Here is a 15,242-nt window from a genome sequence, read left to right on the forward strand (position 1 = left end):
GGGGAATCCCGCCGCGCGGCGGCGGTCCTCATCGCGGGATCGGCAGCCTGGCCCACACGACCTTGAACCGGTCGGCGCGGCGCACGCCCCAGTCGCTGCACAGCGACTCGACCATGCGCATGCCGTGGCCGCGGAACTCGCCGAGCGTCGACTCGCCCACCAGCGGTGTGCGTTCGGGGGTCGAGTCGTGCACCTCGATCAGCAACTCGTGCCGGTCGTCCTGGACCTGGCGCCTCAACACCAGCTGACGCGGGTCCTCGGCGTGGTCGCAGGCGTTGGCGGCCAGTTCGGTGCACACCAGCTGCACGTCGTCGACGAAGTCGTCGTCCATGCCGTCGAGGACCTGCCGCAGTTCGGCGCGCAGTTCACCGAGGTTGTTGCACGTCAGCGAGATGCCGAGGGTCAACTCCTCGCCCATGCGGATGGAGTGGTCCTGCGCGGACAACCGCGGAGGTGGTTCCTGCAGCATGGGTACCTCGTGCTTCCTGCCGGACTTGGCCGGGCGACGGCGACAACCACGGGTATCCATCCCGGACGTTCGTCACACCCCGTCTCCGCAGTTCGGTCCGGACCGCGCACCCGGTTCGGCCGCGAGGTTCGCCGCGTCGCGCGTCCCCTGCCAGGGGAACGGCGGCATCCGGTGGGCGGCGTCGCCCGCGGGCGGGACACGCCGGTCGCACCGTCCTCTTCGCACGGCCGACGGGCCGGTCAGGGGATGAGCACGAGCTTGCCGGGCGCGTGTCCGGCGAGGCCGACCTCGTGGGCCTTCGCGGCTTCGGCTAGGGGGAAGGTGGTGTCGACGACGACGCGCAGGGCGCCGGACCCGGCGCGCTCGGCGAGTTCGCCGCGGGCGGCGGCGCGGATCGCGGTGCCCGCGTCCTGCCCCGGGCCGTAACCGAGCAGCTTGACGCCCGCGGCGGCGCGGCGCGGTGACCCGGCGATCGAGGCGATGCGGTCGCGGTCGGCCACCAGCTCCAGCGAGACGTCGAGCGCCTCGTCGGTGCCCGCGAAGTCGACCGCGGCGGTGACGCCCCGCGGTGCGGTGGCGCGCACCCGGTCGGCGAGCCCTGGGCCGTAGGCGACGGGGGTGGCGCCGAGTTCGCGGAGCAACGCGTGGTTGCGCTCGGAGGCGGTGGCGATCACCGCCGCCCCCGCGGCGGCGGCCAGTTGCACGCCCATCAGGCCGACTCCGCCCGCCCCGCCGTGGACGAGCACCGTGTCGCCCGCACCGACGCCGGCGGCGTGCAGCGCGTGGACCGCGGTGGTGCCCGCCAGCATGAGCGAGCCAGCCTCGGCCCACCCGAGCCCGGCGGGCTTGGCCACCACCGAGGTGGCCGGGGCCGTGACGTAGTCGGCGTAGGCGGCCGTCACGGGGTGCACGATTACCTCGTCGCCGACCCGCACGCCGGTCACGTCCGCACCGACCTCGGTGACGACGCCCGCGCACTCCAGGCCGATCGCGGGCATCGACGCGGCGATCCCGGCGGCGTCCTTGTGGTCGTCGTCCACGGCGTGGAAGGACCCGCTGTAGAGCTTCCAGTCGATCGGGTTGACGCCCGCGGCCCTGACCTCGACGACCACGCCGTCGGCGGCGGCCTTCGGGACGGGCACCTCGGTCGTGGTGAGGACGTCGGGGCTGCCGTAGGAGGTCGGGCGCACGATTCTGGGCATGACTGGGTTCCTGTCCGGGTGGTGTGGTGGTCGGCGGGTGGCGCGACCGGTCGGCGGGCTCGTCGGGACCGGCGCGTCCGCCGTCGAGAGCCTCTGACAACCAGTATCGGCGCGTCGGGGCATGATCTCCAGTGCATTCTCGATACGGACTACCTGCGTCGAACGCACGAATGGGGACGGTCATGGCGGCGGATCTGGACCTCAACCTCCTGCGCGTGTTCGACGCGCTGATGGACACCGGCAGCGTCGCGGAGGCCGCGGTGCGCCTGCACCTGTCCGCACCCGCGACCAGCCGGGCGCTGAGCAGGCTGCGTCGCGCGATGAACGACCCGATCCTGGTGCGCGCGGGCCGCGGCCTGGTCCCCACGCCGTTCGCCCAGGACGCCGCGGGCAGGGTCAAAGCACTGCTCGACGCCGCGGACCGCCTGCGGACCGACCCCGCGACCAGCGACCCGCGCTCCTGGCGGCGCACCTTCTCCATCCGCCTCAACGACGGCCTCGTCCCGGTCATCGCCCCCCGTCTCACCCGCCTGATCGCGGGCGGGGCGCCGGGCGTCCGCCTGCGGTTCGTCGGCCAGGACTCCAAGGAACCGGACCCGCTGCGCGACGGCTCGCTCGACCTCGACGTCACGGTCGCGGCCCCGCCGCCGCCCGACGTCCACACCTCGACGCTGTTCACCGACCACTTCGTCGCCGTCGTCGCCGCCGACTCGGAGCTGGGCCGGGCACCGCGGCTCACCCCCGACGACCTCTGCCGCCACCCCCACGTCTCCGCCTCGCGGCGCGGCCTCGCCCGAGGTCCGCTCGACGACGCCCTGGAGCGGGTCGGGCGTTCCCGCCACGTCGCGGCGGTCGTGCCCTCCTACGCCCTGGGCGCCCTGATGGCCCTGGAGCAGGACTTCATCTGCCTCGTGCCGCAGGTGACGGCCGCGCACCTGATCGACCGCGGTGTCCCGTTGCGCCGTCACGACGTGCCCTTCGACCTGCCCACCGCGGACGTCGAACTGCGCTGGCACCGCCGCGTCGACCACGACCCCTCCTCGCGCTGGCTCCGCGACCGCCTTCGCGAAGCCATCCACCCGCTGCTGCCCCGAGCGGACGGCTGACGGCGGCCCTGGCGTCCCGGTTGACCACTCGGCACCATGGTGCCCATGCCCGCCAATCCCGAGAATTCCGCCGAAGTGGCCCTGGAGAACGACTACGACGGCTTCGCCGAGGCGTACGCGGCCGAGAACGAGACCAGCCTCCTCAACGCGTACTACGTCCGACCCGCGATCCTGGACCTGGCCGGGGACGTGACCGGTCGCCGGATCCTCGACGCGGGCTGCGGCGCGGGTCCGGTGTCCGCGGCGCTGCGCGACCGGGGCGCCGTCGTGGCGGGCTTCGACCGCAGCGCGAAGATGGTGGAGCTGGCCCGGCAGCGGCTCGGCGCCGACGCGGACCTGCGGGTCGCCGACATCGGCGAGCCGCTGCCGTACCCCGACGACGCGTTCGACGACGTCGTCGCGGCCCTGGTGCTGCACTACCTGGAGGACTGGTCCGCGCCGCTGGCCGAGTTGCGGCGCGTGCTGCGGCCCGGCGGCAGGCTGATCGTGGTCGTCAACCACCCCATCACCTTCAAGGTGGCCCATCCCCATGGTGACTACTTCGCGACCGTCAAGTGGTCCGAGGAGTACGCGTTCAACGGTCAGGCGGCCGTGCTCACCTACTGGCACCGGCCACTGCACGCGATGACCGACGCCTTCACCGCGGCCGGTTTCCGCACGGCCGTCATCAGCGAACCGCCCCCGGCGCCGGAAGCCCACGACCTGTTCCCCGAGGACATGGCGAGGTTTCCCTCCGGGGCGTTCCTGAGCTTCCTGTTCTTCGTCCTGGAGGCCGCCTAGGGGAGGATCAGCAGTCCGGCCGCCGCGGTGCACAGGATGGCGACCGCGCTCCACGTGAGCACCGACGTGATCGGGTGGTGCGCGCCGAGGACGGCGGCAGCGGAGGCGCCGAGCAGGGCGGCGACGGCGTCGGAGACGTGGAAGGCCGCGCCGACCCGACCCCGCAGCGCACTCGGGGCGCCGCGTTGGACGGTGGTGTCGATGGTGGTCATCAGGACGGAACCCGGAACGCCCGCGATGCCCGCCGCGGCGATCGCGACGACCAGGGTGGGCGCGTTGACCATGGCGGCGAAGCAGAGGCCCACCCCGGTCTGCCCCAGCAACATCAGCCGACTCGGTGTCAGGCGCCGGACGAGGAGGCCTGCGACCGGCGCGCCGAGCAGGTAGCCCGCGCCGAGGGCGGAGACCAGGTAGCCCACCGCGCCGGGGCTGTCGGTGAACCGCTGGGAGACGAAGGGGACGAGCAGCGCGGTGAAGACGGCGTTGGCGGTGAAGAAGGCGGTGTTGAGCACCAGCAGTCCACGCAGGACCGGGTGGCCCGCGGTGAACGCGAGTCCGTCGCGCAGGGGTTTCGCGGAACCGTCGCCGGTGGTGGTCGTCCGGGTGGTGATGGCGGTGATCGCGAGCGCGGAGACCAGGTAGCTCGCGGCGTCGAGGAGGATCAGCGCGGGAAGTCCGGACCAGACCAGGAGTGCCGCCCCGAGCGGTGGCCCGACCAGGCGCACCGTGCCGGTGCTCAGCGCGTTGAGCGAGTTGGCCGCGACCAGGTCCGGCCCCAGACCGACGACGTCGGGCGTCATGGCCCGCGCGGCGGGGCGGAAGAACACCGTGCCGAGGCTCTCCGCGAGCAGCGCGAGGTACACCCACCACACCCGCTCGGGCCGGTCGGCGAACAGGATCAGCAGGATCGCGCCCGCGCGCAGCAGATCGGCGGCGATCATGATCCGCCTGCGGTTCCAGCGGTCGACGCGGACACCGGCCATCGGCCCCACGAGCACGGCGGGCAGGCTCTCCACGGCGAGCGTCAGACCCGTGGCGGTCGCGGAGCCGGTGAGCTGGTGGACGTGGAAGGGGATCGCCACGATGAGCAGGTACGACCCGAGGTCGGAGACGAGTCGGCCTGCCCACAACAGCCGGAAGTCGGCCACATCGAGGGCGCGGAGCACATCGCGAAGCTATCCTGGTGGGATACTTAAGGCAAACAAGTGTTCTGGGAGGGTGGATTGGTGAATGGGGTCGAGCTGGGGCAACGGCTGCGTGCCCAGCGGGTCGCCGCGGGTCGGACGATCGCCTCGGTGGCGGTCGACGCGGGGTTGTCGGTGCCCTACATCGCGAACCTGGAGAACGGGCGCGGCAACCCGACGCTGTCCGCCCTGCGCCGACTGGCCGAGGCCTTGGGGGTGGACCTTGAGATCACGTTGACGTCGGGCGAGCCGGAAGCGGTCACCGGGCCGTCGGTGGAACTGTCCGCGGCGGTGGTCCGATTCAGCCGCACCACCCGCTTCCGGTTCGAGGTCGGAGTGGTGGCGACGCGGACGGGGATCGACGAGGCGGAGGTGCGGTCCCGGTTGCTGGGGGTGTTCGGTGCGGCGGAAGCGGCTGCGGCGCGGGAGTTGTCGGTCATCGAGTGCAACCGGCTGCTCGACGCCATGGTGCTCACGCTGCGGGAGTCGCATCCGTAGGGTGTTCGAGCCGGCAGGCCAGGGCGGCGCTGTGGTCACGCCGACGGCACGAGCCGGAGCCGGTCACCGCGGCCGTCGAACCGTTGTCGGCCTTAGTGGTCGGCGACCTCGAGCAGTCGCGGTTCGCCGCAGCCGCGGGTGGAGCGGTGCCCATCGGGGTCGCTCACGACGAAGTCCCGCATCCCGCAGGGCCGGGAGGCCACCGGGTCGACGATGTCGGCGCCTGCGCCCCGGTACTCCGCACAGGGCGTCGGGGTCTTCGACGTACACGTAGGCGGATTGCGCCGGCAGGGGTGGGTCGTCGGTCCAGGGGGCCGCCATCAGCATCTCGACCTCACCGCTGGCCAGGGCGGCCAGGCCGTCGGTGGTGCGCCAGGCGAGGCGGAAGCCGAGTGCTTCCTGTTGGTGGGCGATCGAGCGGTTCACGTCGGTGACGGGGAACCGGGGCATGAGGTGCAGCCGGGACGTCAGGGCTGTTGGTGCGTGACCGTGCATTTCGTCCTCCTGCGTCAAGGTGTCCACCGCTGCCGGCAGGCGCCGGTCTGGCCACGCGTGTGGTAGCGGTAGCCGGACCGGGCTTCGCGGCCGTCGGGTTCGAGCAGTCGAAGCCGGTCGTGGCGGCGTGGTCGGGGAATGCCGAGGCCGACGAGTTCGGCGGACCGCCCGATCTGCCATCGCCCGGATCGATCGTCCACGGGTGGATTCCGCAAGTCCGACCCGCGTCAGGGTCGACACCCGGCGGTGGCCAGGCCGACACCCGTCACTCCACGCCGTGGTCCAACCCCGTGCGCCGCAGGACGACCCACTGCTCCCCAGGCCGCTCGACGACAACCGGGTACCACCGCGGCCGCAACGCGGCGTGCAGCTCATCGCCCCGCTCGACCAGCGACCCCACCGCCGGTTCCCCCACCACGATCACGGCGGACCAGTCGACATGCGCCATGAGGTGCTCCGCGGTGACCCCGAACCTGGACCCCAACAGCGCGACCACGTCGTGCCCGGTGTCCGGCCCCGACTCCACCCCGCCGACGTCCACCACCTCGACCACCCCGGCGTCACCACCGATGACCTCCTCGGGATCACGCTGCTCGGACCACACGTGGTGATCCAGCGCGTTGATCCGCGAGCACAGGTCGAACGCCTGCTCGTCGGACAGGACCAGCGTGACCGTGCGGCCGCTGGTCAGCGTGAACGTCAGCTCGGCTTCCGGGCCGCCGCCCGAGCCGGGTTCGGCCTCGACGGTGCCCGCGACCTCGCCGAACAGCTCGGAGTCGGCGGGGCTTCCGGTGCCCGCGCCCAGGGAAGGCAGGTTCGCGGCCATGTCGACCACGCACCGCGCGGCCGTCCAGAACGAGTCCTGGTCGCGGAACTCCTTGCGGCCGCGGGTCAGCGTCCGGCCGATCCCCAGCGGTTCGACGTGGGCTTCCACCGTGCCGGTGCCGGTCTCGTCGCTCCAGGTCGCGAGGACGGTGACGTTGTTGGCCAAGCGCTTGCGGTAGTTCGCGACGCGGTCGTGCCGGACGAGTTCCCAGCCGCCCACCACCTCGGGCCGATCGTCGTCCACGAAGGGATTCCTCCCACATCGCCGTTCCGGGAACCGCGACTCGGGACAGGCGCCCGAATTGGGCCCTGAACGTGCGGCGGTCGGGACTTTGGGCTCACGACCCGCGCGGCACCCCGTCCTACCTTACGGCTGGTAGTCCCGTTTCCCGCTGGTGGAGGAGGAAGCTGTGCTGGGTGACAGGAAAGTTCCACGTTGACCCCTGCGGCTGGTCGACAAGGGTCGGATCGGGTTCGCCGTCGCGACCGCCGCGGTGGCGGTCGCGGCGCTGGTGATGGCGCCGAGCGGTGGCACGGCGGCGGTGTCGCAGGCAGGGCACCCGCACGCCGGGATGACGATGGCGGCGGGCACGTGGATCCCGGTCGACCAGGGGAAGTGGAACGCGCAGCTGGCCGCGTTCCGGGCGATGACGCCCAGGGCCGTGCCGCCCAACCCGAACCGGAACGCCGAGTTCAACGCCACCTGCACGTACAGCCACTCGGCGGCGGACGACCCGATCGTGTTCCCCGGCCAGCCGGGCGCGTCGCACATGCACTCGTTCATCGGCAACGACGGCACCAAGGCGAGCACGACGTTCGACGACCTGATGCGCTTCACCGCGTCGAGCTGCCAGCCGTTGCAGGACCACTCGGCGTACTGGGTCCCCACGCTGTTCGAGCGCGAGCAGCCCGTCCAGCCCAAACAGGTGGTGGTGTACTACGGATCGCTGCTCAGCGACAAGTCGAAGACCGTCCCGATGCCGCAGGGACTGCGGATGATCGTCGGGGACGCGACGCGCCAGGTGCCGACCCAGATCGGCGCGGTCAACCAGTTCTACTGCGCGGGTGGCCCGCTGGACGGGGCGAGCCGCAGCCGGGACGGCAACTGGCCGGTGTGCGCCGGGGGCACGCTGCACTTCACGATGCGCTTCCCGGACTGCTGGGACGGCAGGAACCTGGACAGCCCGGACCACAAGGGGCACGTCGCCTACGGTGAGGGCGGCCGGTGCACCGAGCAGTTCCCGGTGCCCATCCCGGCGGTCACCTTCTCCATCTCCTACCCCACGAGCGGCAGCGTGGACGGTTTCCGGCTGGCGTCGGGGATGGCGTCGTCCATGCACGGCGACGGGTTCTTCGCCTGGGACGAGGACGCGCTGGGGCACCGGGTGAAGGACTGCGTCGTGCAGGTCGTGCAGTGCAACACCGCGGGCGGGTACTGACCCCCGGCGTCAGCTCAGCACGATCTCGTTGATGTCCGGCGCCGATCCGGTGTCGTTGAAGAACTTGATCCAGCTGGTCCCGGCGGGCACGAACACCTCGACCGACGTAGTCGCCGGGATCAGCAGGCTCGCCGCGCCGGTCAGCAGCCGGGTCTGCGCGGTGCCGTCGTTCACCGCGACGGCGAGCGTCCTCGGCTCCTCGGTCTCGTAGACGATCGTCAGGGTGCGGTTCCCGGCCGCGATCACCCCGGTGACGGGGATGGCGAGGATGTTCGGGCCGCCGATGTAGCCCACCCGGCTGCCACCGCGACAGGTCGCGCACTCGATGACGCGTGCGCCGGTGCGGAGGTTGGCCGGATCGGCGGCGTGCACGGTGACGCTCTCGAACGCGGGCGGACGGGATGAGGTCACCGGGGGCGGCGGCTCGGCCGCCGCGGATCCAGCAGGCGGGGCGGCGGCCGACAGGGTGACGGCGGGCGCGGTGACGACGAAGGACGACGTGACAACGGACGGGGGAGCGGCGGCAGGGGGAACGACGGCCGGGGGAGCGGCGGACGGAGGCGGTGACGCCACCGGCGGGGACGGCACGATCAGCGGCGGCACGAGCACCGCCGTCGCCGCGACCCCCGCGGCAAGCGCTGTCCACCCCAGACGCCGCAGCAGCACCCGGTTCCGACCCGACACGTCCCCGTCCACCCGCCCTACCGCCTGCCCGTCCAGCGCAGGACGGCCTCGGTGCGGTTGCCCACCCGCAGCTTCGTGAAGGCGTGGTGCAGGTGGTTCTTCACCGTCTTCTCGGTGAGCACCAGCCTGCGGGCGATGGCCGCGTTGGACATCCCCTCCGCGACCAGCCCCAGGACGTCCTCCTCGCGCCGCGTGAGTCCCAACCGGATCCGGTCCTGCAGCTGCGATTCCAGCTGTTCGCGGTGCGCCCGTTCACGATCCGCCTGCTCGCGCACCGCGGCCACGGCGACGGCGGCGGCCGGAGCGGAGAGCCAGCTCTGTCCACAGGAGACCGCGAGCACCGCCCGGAGCAGCTCGTCGGGGTCGAACTCGCCGTGCACCAGGTAACCGCGCGCGCCACCGCGCAGCATGTCGCTCACCAGAACGGGATCCGCGTCGCTGGTCAACACCAGCACGGCGGTGTACCGGCACAGCTCGCCGAGCACCGACAACCCGTCCGCGATCGGCATCCGGTGGTCCAGCAGGGTCACGGCGGGGCGCAGCCGCCGTGCGAAGGCCACCGCCCGCCGCCCGTCCCCGGCTTCGGCCACGACCCGCGCGGAGTCGGTGCAGTCGAGGAAACCGCGCAGCGCCGCCCGCACGATCGGGTTGTCGTCGACGACCAGGACGTCGATCACGACGCCATCCGGACCGGACGGGCGACGGGCACCGACACCTCGACCGTCGTGCCGTGACCGGGCCTCGACCTCACGTCCAGCGCACCGCCGGCGTTGCGGGCGCGTTCGGACATGCCCACGATGCCGTAGTGGTTCCCGGTGGTGAGGGCGGAGAGGTCGCCTGGCACGCGGAAGCCCCCGCCGTCGTCGTGCACCCGCAGGCGGAGGCGGTCGGTCTGGGTGAGGGTGACCGCGATCCGTTCGGGGCGACCGTGCCGCACGGCGTTGCGCAGGGCCTCGTCGAGGATGCGGCACAGCTCGTAGCGCACGTCGGCGGGCGGGTCCACCGGCGCGGCGGTGAGGCTCACCGCGATCCCGGCCAACTCGCCGCAGTGCTCGCACATCCGCCGCAGCGTGGCGGCGAAGTCCTGGTCGGGGGCGTCGAGCCGGAGGCCCGCCAGCAGTTCGCGCGCCTCGCGGGCGGCCGCCATGGCCCCCTGGGACACCGTGCCCGCCAACTGCTCGGCCAGTTCGGGGTGCCTGCGCAACGAGGCGGGCAGCGCGAGCGCGGCGAACGAGACGCCGCGCAGGGTCTTGCCCACCGAGTCGTGCAGCTCGCGGGCCAGCCGGGTCCGCTCCGAGGCGGCCGCCGAACGCTGGGCCGAGGCGACCACGTCCACCGAGAGGTCGACGTACCGCACGAGGGCGCCGGTGGCGACCGCGGACGCCACCCCGGCGAGGACGTCCATGGGCGGGAACGCCAGGGTGAACACGGCGATGTGCGGGCTCGCGGTGTCGGCCCGCAGCAGGTGAGCGGCCACCGCGTAGCCGAGCGCGGCGTGCGGGACCCAGAGCGCCAGCCCGCGCATGCCGAGCACCACACCGCCGAGCGCGCAGGCCCCCGCCGCGAAGCAGAAGAAGGGCACACCGCCCCGGCAGGCGACCAGCACTCCCAGCACGAGGACCGAGTCCGCCGCGATCACGGGCACCGGGTGCCGCACCACGTCGGGACGGCGGGCGAGCACCACGAGCCCAGTGGCCGTGCCGACCACGACGACGATCAGCACGGAAAGCGCTGTCCTCGGATCGGGGAGCACCCGCAGCCCGACACCGGCGGCGGTCAGGGTGAGCGCGGCCCGGCCGAGCAGCACGGCGCGGCCGAGGGCGGCCGCGGCCACGACCCGGTTGGCGGGGAGAGTCACGCGCCTACCACCTCCCGCCACCCGACATGACCTCGTTGTCAGCGAGACAACACTGAGGGTGACAGCACTGTAGCGCAGATCGCCCCTTTGAGAGAGCGCTCTCTCAAGCTCGCCGCCACACCCGCGTGATCATCGAGCGGGACCGCCGGGCCCGCGTCGCACACCCGGCGGTCCCGCGGAACCCGTCGGCACCAGGGCCCCAGACCTGGCTGGGGGCAGGCCGTCCAAGGCCCGTGGCCGCGCACCGCCCGCTCACGTGGTGGACACCGGCTTAGTCCTTTTAGGACTCACCGCGCTGACGGGCGTGGTGGTGCTGGTGGGACTGCCCGGCGGACGTCGCCCGCCGCGCCGCTCAGCGCACCAGCCCCAGCAGCACCTCCGCGGTCCTGGCGGGGTGCTGCACGTGCGGGTAGTGGGCGGCGTCCGGCCAGGTCACCACCGTCGCCCCGGCCGCGGCGGCCTTCTCCGCGGTCTCGGCGAAGAAGGGCAGGGCGGCGGCGTGCACGTAGGTCACGGGCACCGCCGAGGGGTCTTCCACCGGGGTCGGCAGCGGTTCGGTGTGCGTCAGCGTGGGCATCGGCGTGCAGTTGCGCGCCATCCACCGCAGGTCCGACGGGTCGACCAGCCCGAGCATCGACAGGTCGACCGGGGCCCAGCCCCACGGTGCGCGTCGGGGGGATCGCCGAAGAGGTCGGGCAGCACCGGCAGGACGTCGAAGGCGGACTGGCCGGGCTCGGGCCGGAAGGCGTCGATGTAGACGAGGTGCGCCAGCCGTTCCGGCACCCTGCCGGACACGCCGGTCACCACCATTCCGCCGTAGCTGTGCCCCACCAGCACGACGTCGTCGAGGTCCTCCCACACCAGCAACCTGGTGATGTCCTCGATGTGGGTGGACAGTCCGATTCCGGGCCCGCCGAGATGGCCGCGGTCCCCGAGTCCGGTGAGCGTCGGGGACAGCACCCGGTGGCCGTGCTCCTCGAGCAGTGGCCGCAGGCGCGCCCAGTTCCAGCCGCCCGCCCATGAGCCGTGGACAAGTACGAACGTGGTCATCGAAACCTCCGTGGACGGTCCGGTCACTCGTCGAGCAGGTCGGGCTGGGCGTGGACGATGTCGTCCCACAGGATCCGGAAGCTGAAGCGGGCGAGATTCGGGCTGCCGAACTGGGAGTGCGCGAGGCGGGCCGCGTCGTCGTCGAGGTAGGCGGGGGTGCCCGCGGCCTCGGCGAGCAGTTGGACCTGGGCGGCGCGGTCGAAGCTGACGAACCAGTACGCCGCCTCCTCGACGCTGCCCCCGACGGTGATCACGCCGTGGTTCTGCAGCACGACGGCCCGGTTCCCGCCGAGGGCTTCGGCCATCCGCCTGCCTTCTTCCTCCTCCAGGGCGAGGCCGTTGTACTCGCGGTAGACAGCCTGGTCCTCGAAGAAGGCGCACGCCTCCTGGACGACCGGACGCAGCGGCACGCCGAGCGCGGCCAGCGCACGGCCGTGGATGGAGTGCGCGTGCGCGGCGGCGGCGACATCGGGACGGAGGTCGTGGATGGCGGAGTGGATGACGAAGGCCCCGCGGTTGACCGACCGGGTTCCCTCGATCACCGCGCCGTTCGGGTCGACGAGCACCAGGTCCTTGACGCTGATGCGCCCGAACGACACGCCGAAGGGGTTGACCCAGAACGTGGTCGGGTCGCCGGGGTCGCGCACCGTGATGTGGCCGGCCACGCCCTCGTCGTAGCCGAGCCTGCCGAAAACGCGCAGCGCGGCGGCGAGTTGCTGCTTGCGGTGGCGCCGCTCGTCGTCGACGGAGTCGAAGGTCGGAGCGGGTGGCAAGCCGATCGTCGGGGTGCTCTCGGTGGTCATCGGAAGCCCTTCCTGCGCGCTGTTCCCGGTATCGGGTGTCGGGGTCCGCCGTGGCGGCGGCTCGGAGTTCCTCAGTCGACGGACGCGAGGCCGTCGACCTCGATCAGCCACTCGGGCAGGCCGAGCGCCGCGACGCCGAGCCACGTGCTGGGGACGAGGGGGAGTTCGCCGTCGAAGGCGCGTCGGGCGGCCTCGAACACCGGCCCGATCATCGACGGGTCCGAATCCACCACGTGGATCGTGTACTTGAGCAGGTCGGCGGGTGTGCCGCCCGCGGCTTCCAGGCCCGCGCGCAGGTTGCGGAACGCCTGCTCGGCCTGCGCGCCGAGATCGCCCTCGCCGACGAGCGCCCCCCGTGCGTCCAGGGCCACCTGGCCCGCGATGGCCACGAGTCGTGATCCGGGGGAGGCGATGGCCACCTGCGAGTACAGGTTCATCACCGGGCTGGCGAGAGTCGCGGGGTCGAGGCGGTCGACGGCCATGATCCTCCTAAGTCATCAGGTTGTCTGATGACTTTGCGCTTCGGTGCGTTGCACTGTCAAGGGAGCGCGGGGACCTCTCATCCCGCCGCTGTCCCGTAACCTGGCCCCATGCTCGATGAGTGGCGGCCCGCGACCCCGCCGCGGCGCCGTCCGCTGGTGGAACAGGTCATCGCGAGCCTGCGTGAACTGATCGCCACCGAGTGCCTGCGGACCGGTGACAAGCTGCCGAGCGAGACGAAGCTGTCCGAACGGCTCGGTGTCGGGCGATCCACCCTTCGCGAGGCCGTCCAGGTCCTCGTGCACACCGGCGTCCTCGAAGCCCGGCAGGGCAGCGGAACCTACGTCGGCAGGCCGTCGGAGCGGGACGAACTCGCCGAGAGGCTCGCCGCGGCCAGGGCGCCCGAGGTCTTCGAGGTGCGCACCGCCCTGGAGGTCCTGGTCGCCCAAGTGGCCCCGCTGCGCCGGACGGACGAGCACGTCGCGGCGTTGCGGGAAGCGCTGGGCGAGTGCCGGGCGCACGCGGAGGCCGGTGACGTCGTCGCGTTCATCGCGGCGGACTCCCGCTTCCACCGGATCACCGTCGAAGCCGCGGACAACTCCGTCCTCGTCGAAATCTACGATGTGCTGCGCAGGTCGCTGGAACCCGCGTTGAGCGTCCTGGTCGGCGTGGTCGAACTGCGGCAGGCCAACGATCGGCACGAGGTGCTGCTCGACGCGATCGAGTCCGGGGACCCGGCCGCCGCGGTCGCGGCGACGCGCACCCATCTCGCGGACACGATCGCCCTGTTCGGCGGGACGGTCACACCGCCCCCTGCCTGACCCCGCGCCCGAGTCGGGCGCAGGGCGTCCGGTGGGCGGCTCCGCCGGCGGATCGGCGCGAGCCCGACCGCCGTCGTCCTTCCGGGACGGACATCGGGTCGTCGCCCGCGAATCGCTCGGAGCGGGCGATGGGCGCGGGTGGTCCGGTCAGCGGACGGGCTCGCGAGGGAGCCATCCCGCCGTCGTCCGGGTCGGGCCTCGTCCCGGTGGAGCGGATTCCGTTGCGGGCGCGTACTTCCGGAGCGGTCCAGGTGATCGTCGCCGTTCGGCGCAGGAGTTCCGTCGGTTCGGCCGCGCTGAAGACCGCAGGGGAAAGCTGATCTTCGCTGGTGGGGGCGGTGGATCTCCGACGACGTGTGGCGCGGGTCACCGAGCCTGGTGCTGTGGACCATCGGACCGTTCGGACTTTGGGGATTGTTGGGCCCTGTTCCCGTTGCTACTGTGCCGAAATCGCTTGCCCGGATGGAGGATTCGATGACTCTTGCCCACGACGATCCGTACGTGGGGAGGCTCTTCGAGGAGATCGCGACGCTGGTGGTCGACGGTCAGGGCGATCCCGCGTCCGTCCACGAACAGCTTCTCGAACTCACCACGGCCAACTCCCCTGAAGTGGCGCGGTACTGGAAGCAGGTCGGCACCGGGGTGGGGGTGCCGGACACCGCGTACAAGGACGGCGGCCCGCACCTGTTCCCGGACGAGCCGGTCGTGCGGGAGTTCCGCACCAGCGGCACCACCGGCAGCGCGCGCGGCACCGTGCGGTACACCAGGCTCGGCCTGGAGTTGAAGCGCATCGCGATCGTCGCCAGCGCGCGGCAGTTGCTGTTCCGGGACGGCACGCGCCCCGCGGTGGTCCGCTTCGCGCCGACCGAGCGGGCGGCGCCGGACATGGCGATCGCGTTCGACATGGCCCGCATCGCAGAGGCGTGCGGCGACCCCCGGTTGAGCGTGTCCGTGGCGGGCCCTTCCGGTGTGGACTTCGACGCGCTGGAGTCCAGCCTGGACACCGCTGTCGCCGAGCAGCTGCCGGTCGTGATGATCGGCGCGACCTTCGCCTTCGTCAACGTCTGCGACGCCTTGCAGGCGCGCGGCCGCAGCTGGGTGCTGCCGCCGGGCTCGCGGGCCTACGACGGCGGCGGTTTCAAGGGGCGGTCCAGGGTGATGCGGGTCGACGACCTGCGCGCCACCCTGAAGCGCGTCTTCGGCATCGAGGACGGCGGCTTCGGCAACCTCTTCGGCATGACCGAGCTGGCCAACCAGCTCTTCGACGGCTCGGACGCGGCGGTCGGCCCGCTCGGCGAACGCCCGAAGGCGCGGCACATCTGGGGTGGGCCGTCGGTGCGCGACCCGCGCACCCGCGAGATCACCACCGAGGGCCACGGCCTGGTCGAGATCACCGACCTCTGCCTGATCGACCGGCCGCACGTGCTGCTGACCGGCGACGTCGGCATCGCCGTCCCGGACGGCGTCGCGATCGCCGGACGTGTCGCGGGCACCGCGAGCCGCGGTTGTTCGCTGTCGCTCGACGAGATGACCGGGGGACGGTGAACA

The 15,242-nt window shown here is 72.4% G+C and carries 18 protein-coding genes; 6 read left to right on the plus strand and 12 right to left on the minus strand.

What is annotated here, in order from left to right; translation table 11 throughout:
• Positions 1–28: 28 nt before the first annotated feature.
• The gene (locus RM788_RS46785) at positions 29–469 is read right to left on the minus strand and encodes an ATP-binding protein (RefSeq protein WP_315927441.1); all 441 of its coding nucleotides are present in this window, start codon (positions 467–469) and stop codon (positions 29–31) included.
• 239 nt (positions 470–708) lie between these two features.
• On the minus strand, positions 709–1,671 hold the full coding sequence (locus RM788_RS46790) for an NADP-dependent oxidoreductase (RefSeq protein ID WP_315927443.1): 963 nt from the start codon (positions 1,669–1,671) through the stop codon (positions 709–711).
• A gap of 182 nt (positions 1,672–1,853) precedes the next feature.
• On the opposite strand from RM788_RS46790, the gene RM788_RS46795 reads away from it, so the two are divergent.
• Together RM788_RS46795 and RM788_RS46800 are read left to right on the plus strand one after the other, a co-directional pair.
• On the plus strand, positions 1,854–2,777 hold the full coding sequence (locus tag RM788_RS46795) for a LysR family transcriptional regulator (RefSeq protein ID WP_315927445.1): 924 nt from the start codon (positions 1,854–1,856) through the stop codon (positions 2,775–2,777).
• A 45-nt stretch (positions 2,778–2,822) separates the two neighbouring features.
• Positions 2,823–3,557 carry a class I SAM-dependent methyltransferase gene (locus tag RM788_RS46800; protein ID WP_315927447.1) on the plus strand — a complete coding sequence of 245 codons (735 nt, stop codon included), beginning with the start codon at positions 2,823–2,825 and terminating at the stop codon, positions 3,555–3,557.
• Here RM788_RS46800 and RM788_RS46805 read toward each other — a convergent pair.
• Positions 3,554–4,723, minus strand: coding sequence for an MFS transporter (locus tag RM788_RS46805; protein WP_315927449.1), 1,170 nt, complete (start codon positions 4,721–4,723; stop codon positions 3,554–3,556). The two genes, RM788_RS46800 and RM788_RS46805, sit on opposite strands and share 4 nt — an antisense overlap.
• 60 nt (positions 4,724–4,783) lie before the next feature.
• Between RM788_RS46805 and RM788_RS46810 the strand changes: the two genes are divergently transcribed.
• A complete protein-coding gene (locus tag RM788_RS46810; RefSeq protein ID WP_315927450.1) occupies positions 4,784–5,239 on the plus strand; it encodes a helix-turn-helix domain-containing protein in 456 nt (151 codons plus the stop codon).
• A 509-nt stretch (positions 5,240–5,748) separates the two neighbouring features.
• Here RM788_RS46810 and RM788_RS46815 read toward each other — a convergent pair.
• Both RM788_RS46815 and RM788_RS46820 read right to left on the minus strand, forming a co-directional pair.
• Positions 5,749–5,934, minus strand: coding sequence for a hypothetical protein (locus RM788_RS46815; RefSeq protein ID WP_315927452.1), 186 nt, complete (start codon positions 5,932–5,934; stop codon positions 5,749–5,751).
• 65 nt (positions 5,935–5,999) lie between these two features.
• Positions 6,000–6,803, minus strand: coding sequence for a hypothetical protein (locus RM788_RS46820; RefSeq protein ID WP_315927453.1), 804 nt, complete (start codon positions 6,801–6,803; stop codon positions 6,000–6,002).
• Positions 6,804–7,053: 250 nt separating this feature from the next.
• On the opposite strand from RM788_RS46820, the gene RM788_RS46825 reads away from it, so the two are divergent.
• Positions 7,054–7,998 carry a DUF1996 domain-containing protein gene (locus tag RM788_RS46825; protein ID WP_315927455.1) on the plus strand — a complete coding sequence of 315 codons (945 nt, stop codon included), beginning with the start codon at positions 7,054–7,056 and terminating at the stop codon, positions 7,996–7,998.
• 9 nt (positions 7,999–8,007) lie between these two features.
• On the opposite strand, the gene RM788_RS46830 is transcribed toward RM788_RS46825, so the two are convergent.
• The 7 genes from RM788_RS46830 to RM788_RS46860 all read right to left on the minus strand — a co-directional run bounded on the left by RM788_RS46830 (position 8,008) and on the right by RM788_RS46860 (position 12,875).
• Positions 8,008–8,682 (minus strand): carbohydrate-binding protein, encoded by a 675-nt coding sequence (locus tag RM788_RS46830; protein ID WP_315927457.1) that lies wholly within the window; start codon positions 8,680–8,682, stop codon positions 8,008–8,010.
• A gap of 17 nt (positions 8,683–8,699) precedes the next feature.
• Positions 8,700–9,359, minus strand: coding sequence for a LuxR C-terminal-related transcriptional regulator (locus tag RM788_RS46835; protein ID WP_315927459.1), 660 nt, complete (start codon positions 9,357–9,359; stop codon positions 8,700–8,702).
• Positions 9,356–10,540, minus strand: coding sequence for a sensor histidine kinase (locus tag RM788_RS46840; protein ID WP_315927461.1), 1,185 nt, complete (start codon positions 10,538–10,540; stop codon positions 9,356–9,358). The genes RM788_RS46835 and RM788_RS46840 overlap by 4 nt, the downstream gene beginning before the upstream one ends.
• A gap of 352 nt (positions 10,541–10,892) precedes the next feature.
• Entirely contained in the window at positions 10,893–11,117 is a 225-nt protein-coding gene (locus RM788_RS46845; RefSeq protein WP_315927464.1) for a hypothetical protein, read from the minus strand.
• Positions 11,105–11,590: an alpha/beta fold hydrolase gene (locus RM788_RS46850; RefSeq protein ID WP_315927466.1), complete on the minus strand. Its 486-nt coding sequence runs from the start codon at positions 11,588–11,590 to the stop codon at positions 11,105–11,107. The genes RM788_RS46845 and RM788_RS46850 overlap by 13 nt, the downstream gene beginning before the upstream one ends.
• A 23-nt stretch (positions 11,591–11,613) precedes the next feature.
• Positions 11,614–12,393 (minus strand): class II aldolase/adducin family protein, encoded by a 780-nt coding sequence (locus RM788_RS46855; RefSeq protein WP_315927468.1) that lies wholly within the window; start codon positions 12,391–12,393, stop codon positions 11,614–11,616.
• A 71-nt stretch (positions 12,394–12,464) separates the two neighbouring features.
• Complete coding sequence (locus tag RM788_RS46860; protein ID WP_315927470.1) at positions 12,465–12,875, minus strand: RidA family protein; 411 nt, start codon at positions 12,873–12,875, stop codon at positions 12,465–12,467.
• Between the two features lie 108 nt (positions 12,876–12,983).
• On the opposite strand from RM788_RS46860, the gene RM788_RS46865 reads away from it, so the two are divergent.
• Both RM788_RS46865 and RM788_RS46870 read left to right on the plus strand, forming a co-directional pair.
• A complete protein-coding gene (locus tag RM788_RS46865) occupies positions 12,984–13,694 on the plus strand; it encodes a FadR/GntR family transcriptional regulator (protein ID WP_315927472.1) in 711 nt (236 codons plus the stop codon).
• A 474-nt stretch (positions 13,695–14,168) separates the two neighbouring features.
• Positions 14,169–15,239 carry a long-chain-fatty-acid--protein ligase gene (locus tag RM788_RS46870; RefSeq protein ID WP_315927474.1) on the plus strand — a complete coding sequence of 357 codons (1,071 nt, stop codon included), beginning with the start codon at positions 14,169–14,171 and terminating at the stop codon, positions 15,237–15,239.
• The last annotated feature ends 3 nt before the right edge of the window (positions 15,240–15,242 follow it).

It is taken from the genome of Umezawaea sp. Da 62-37 (assembly GCF_032460545.1).
Classification (GTDB): domain Bacteria; phylum Actinomycetota; class Actinomycetes; order Mycobacteriales; family Pseudonocardiaceae; genus Umezawaea.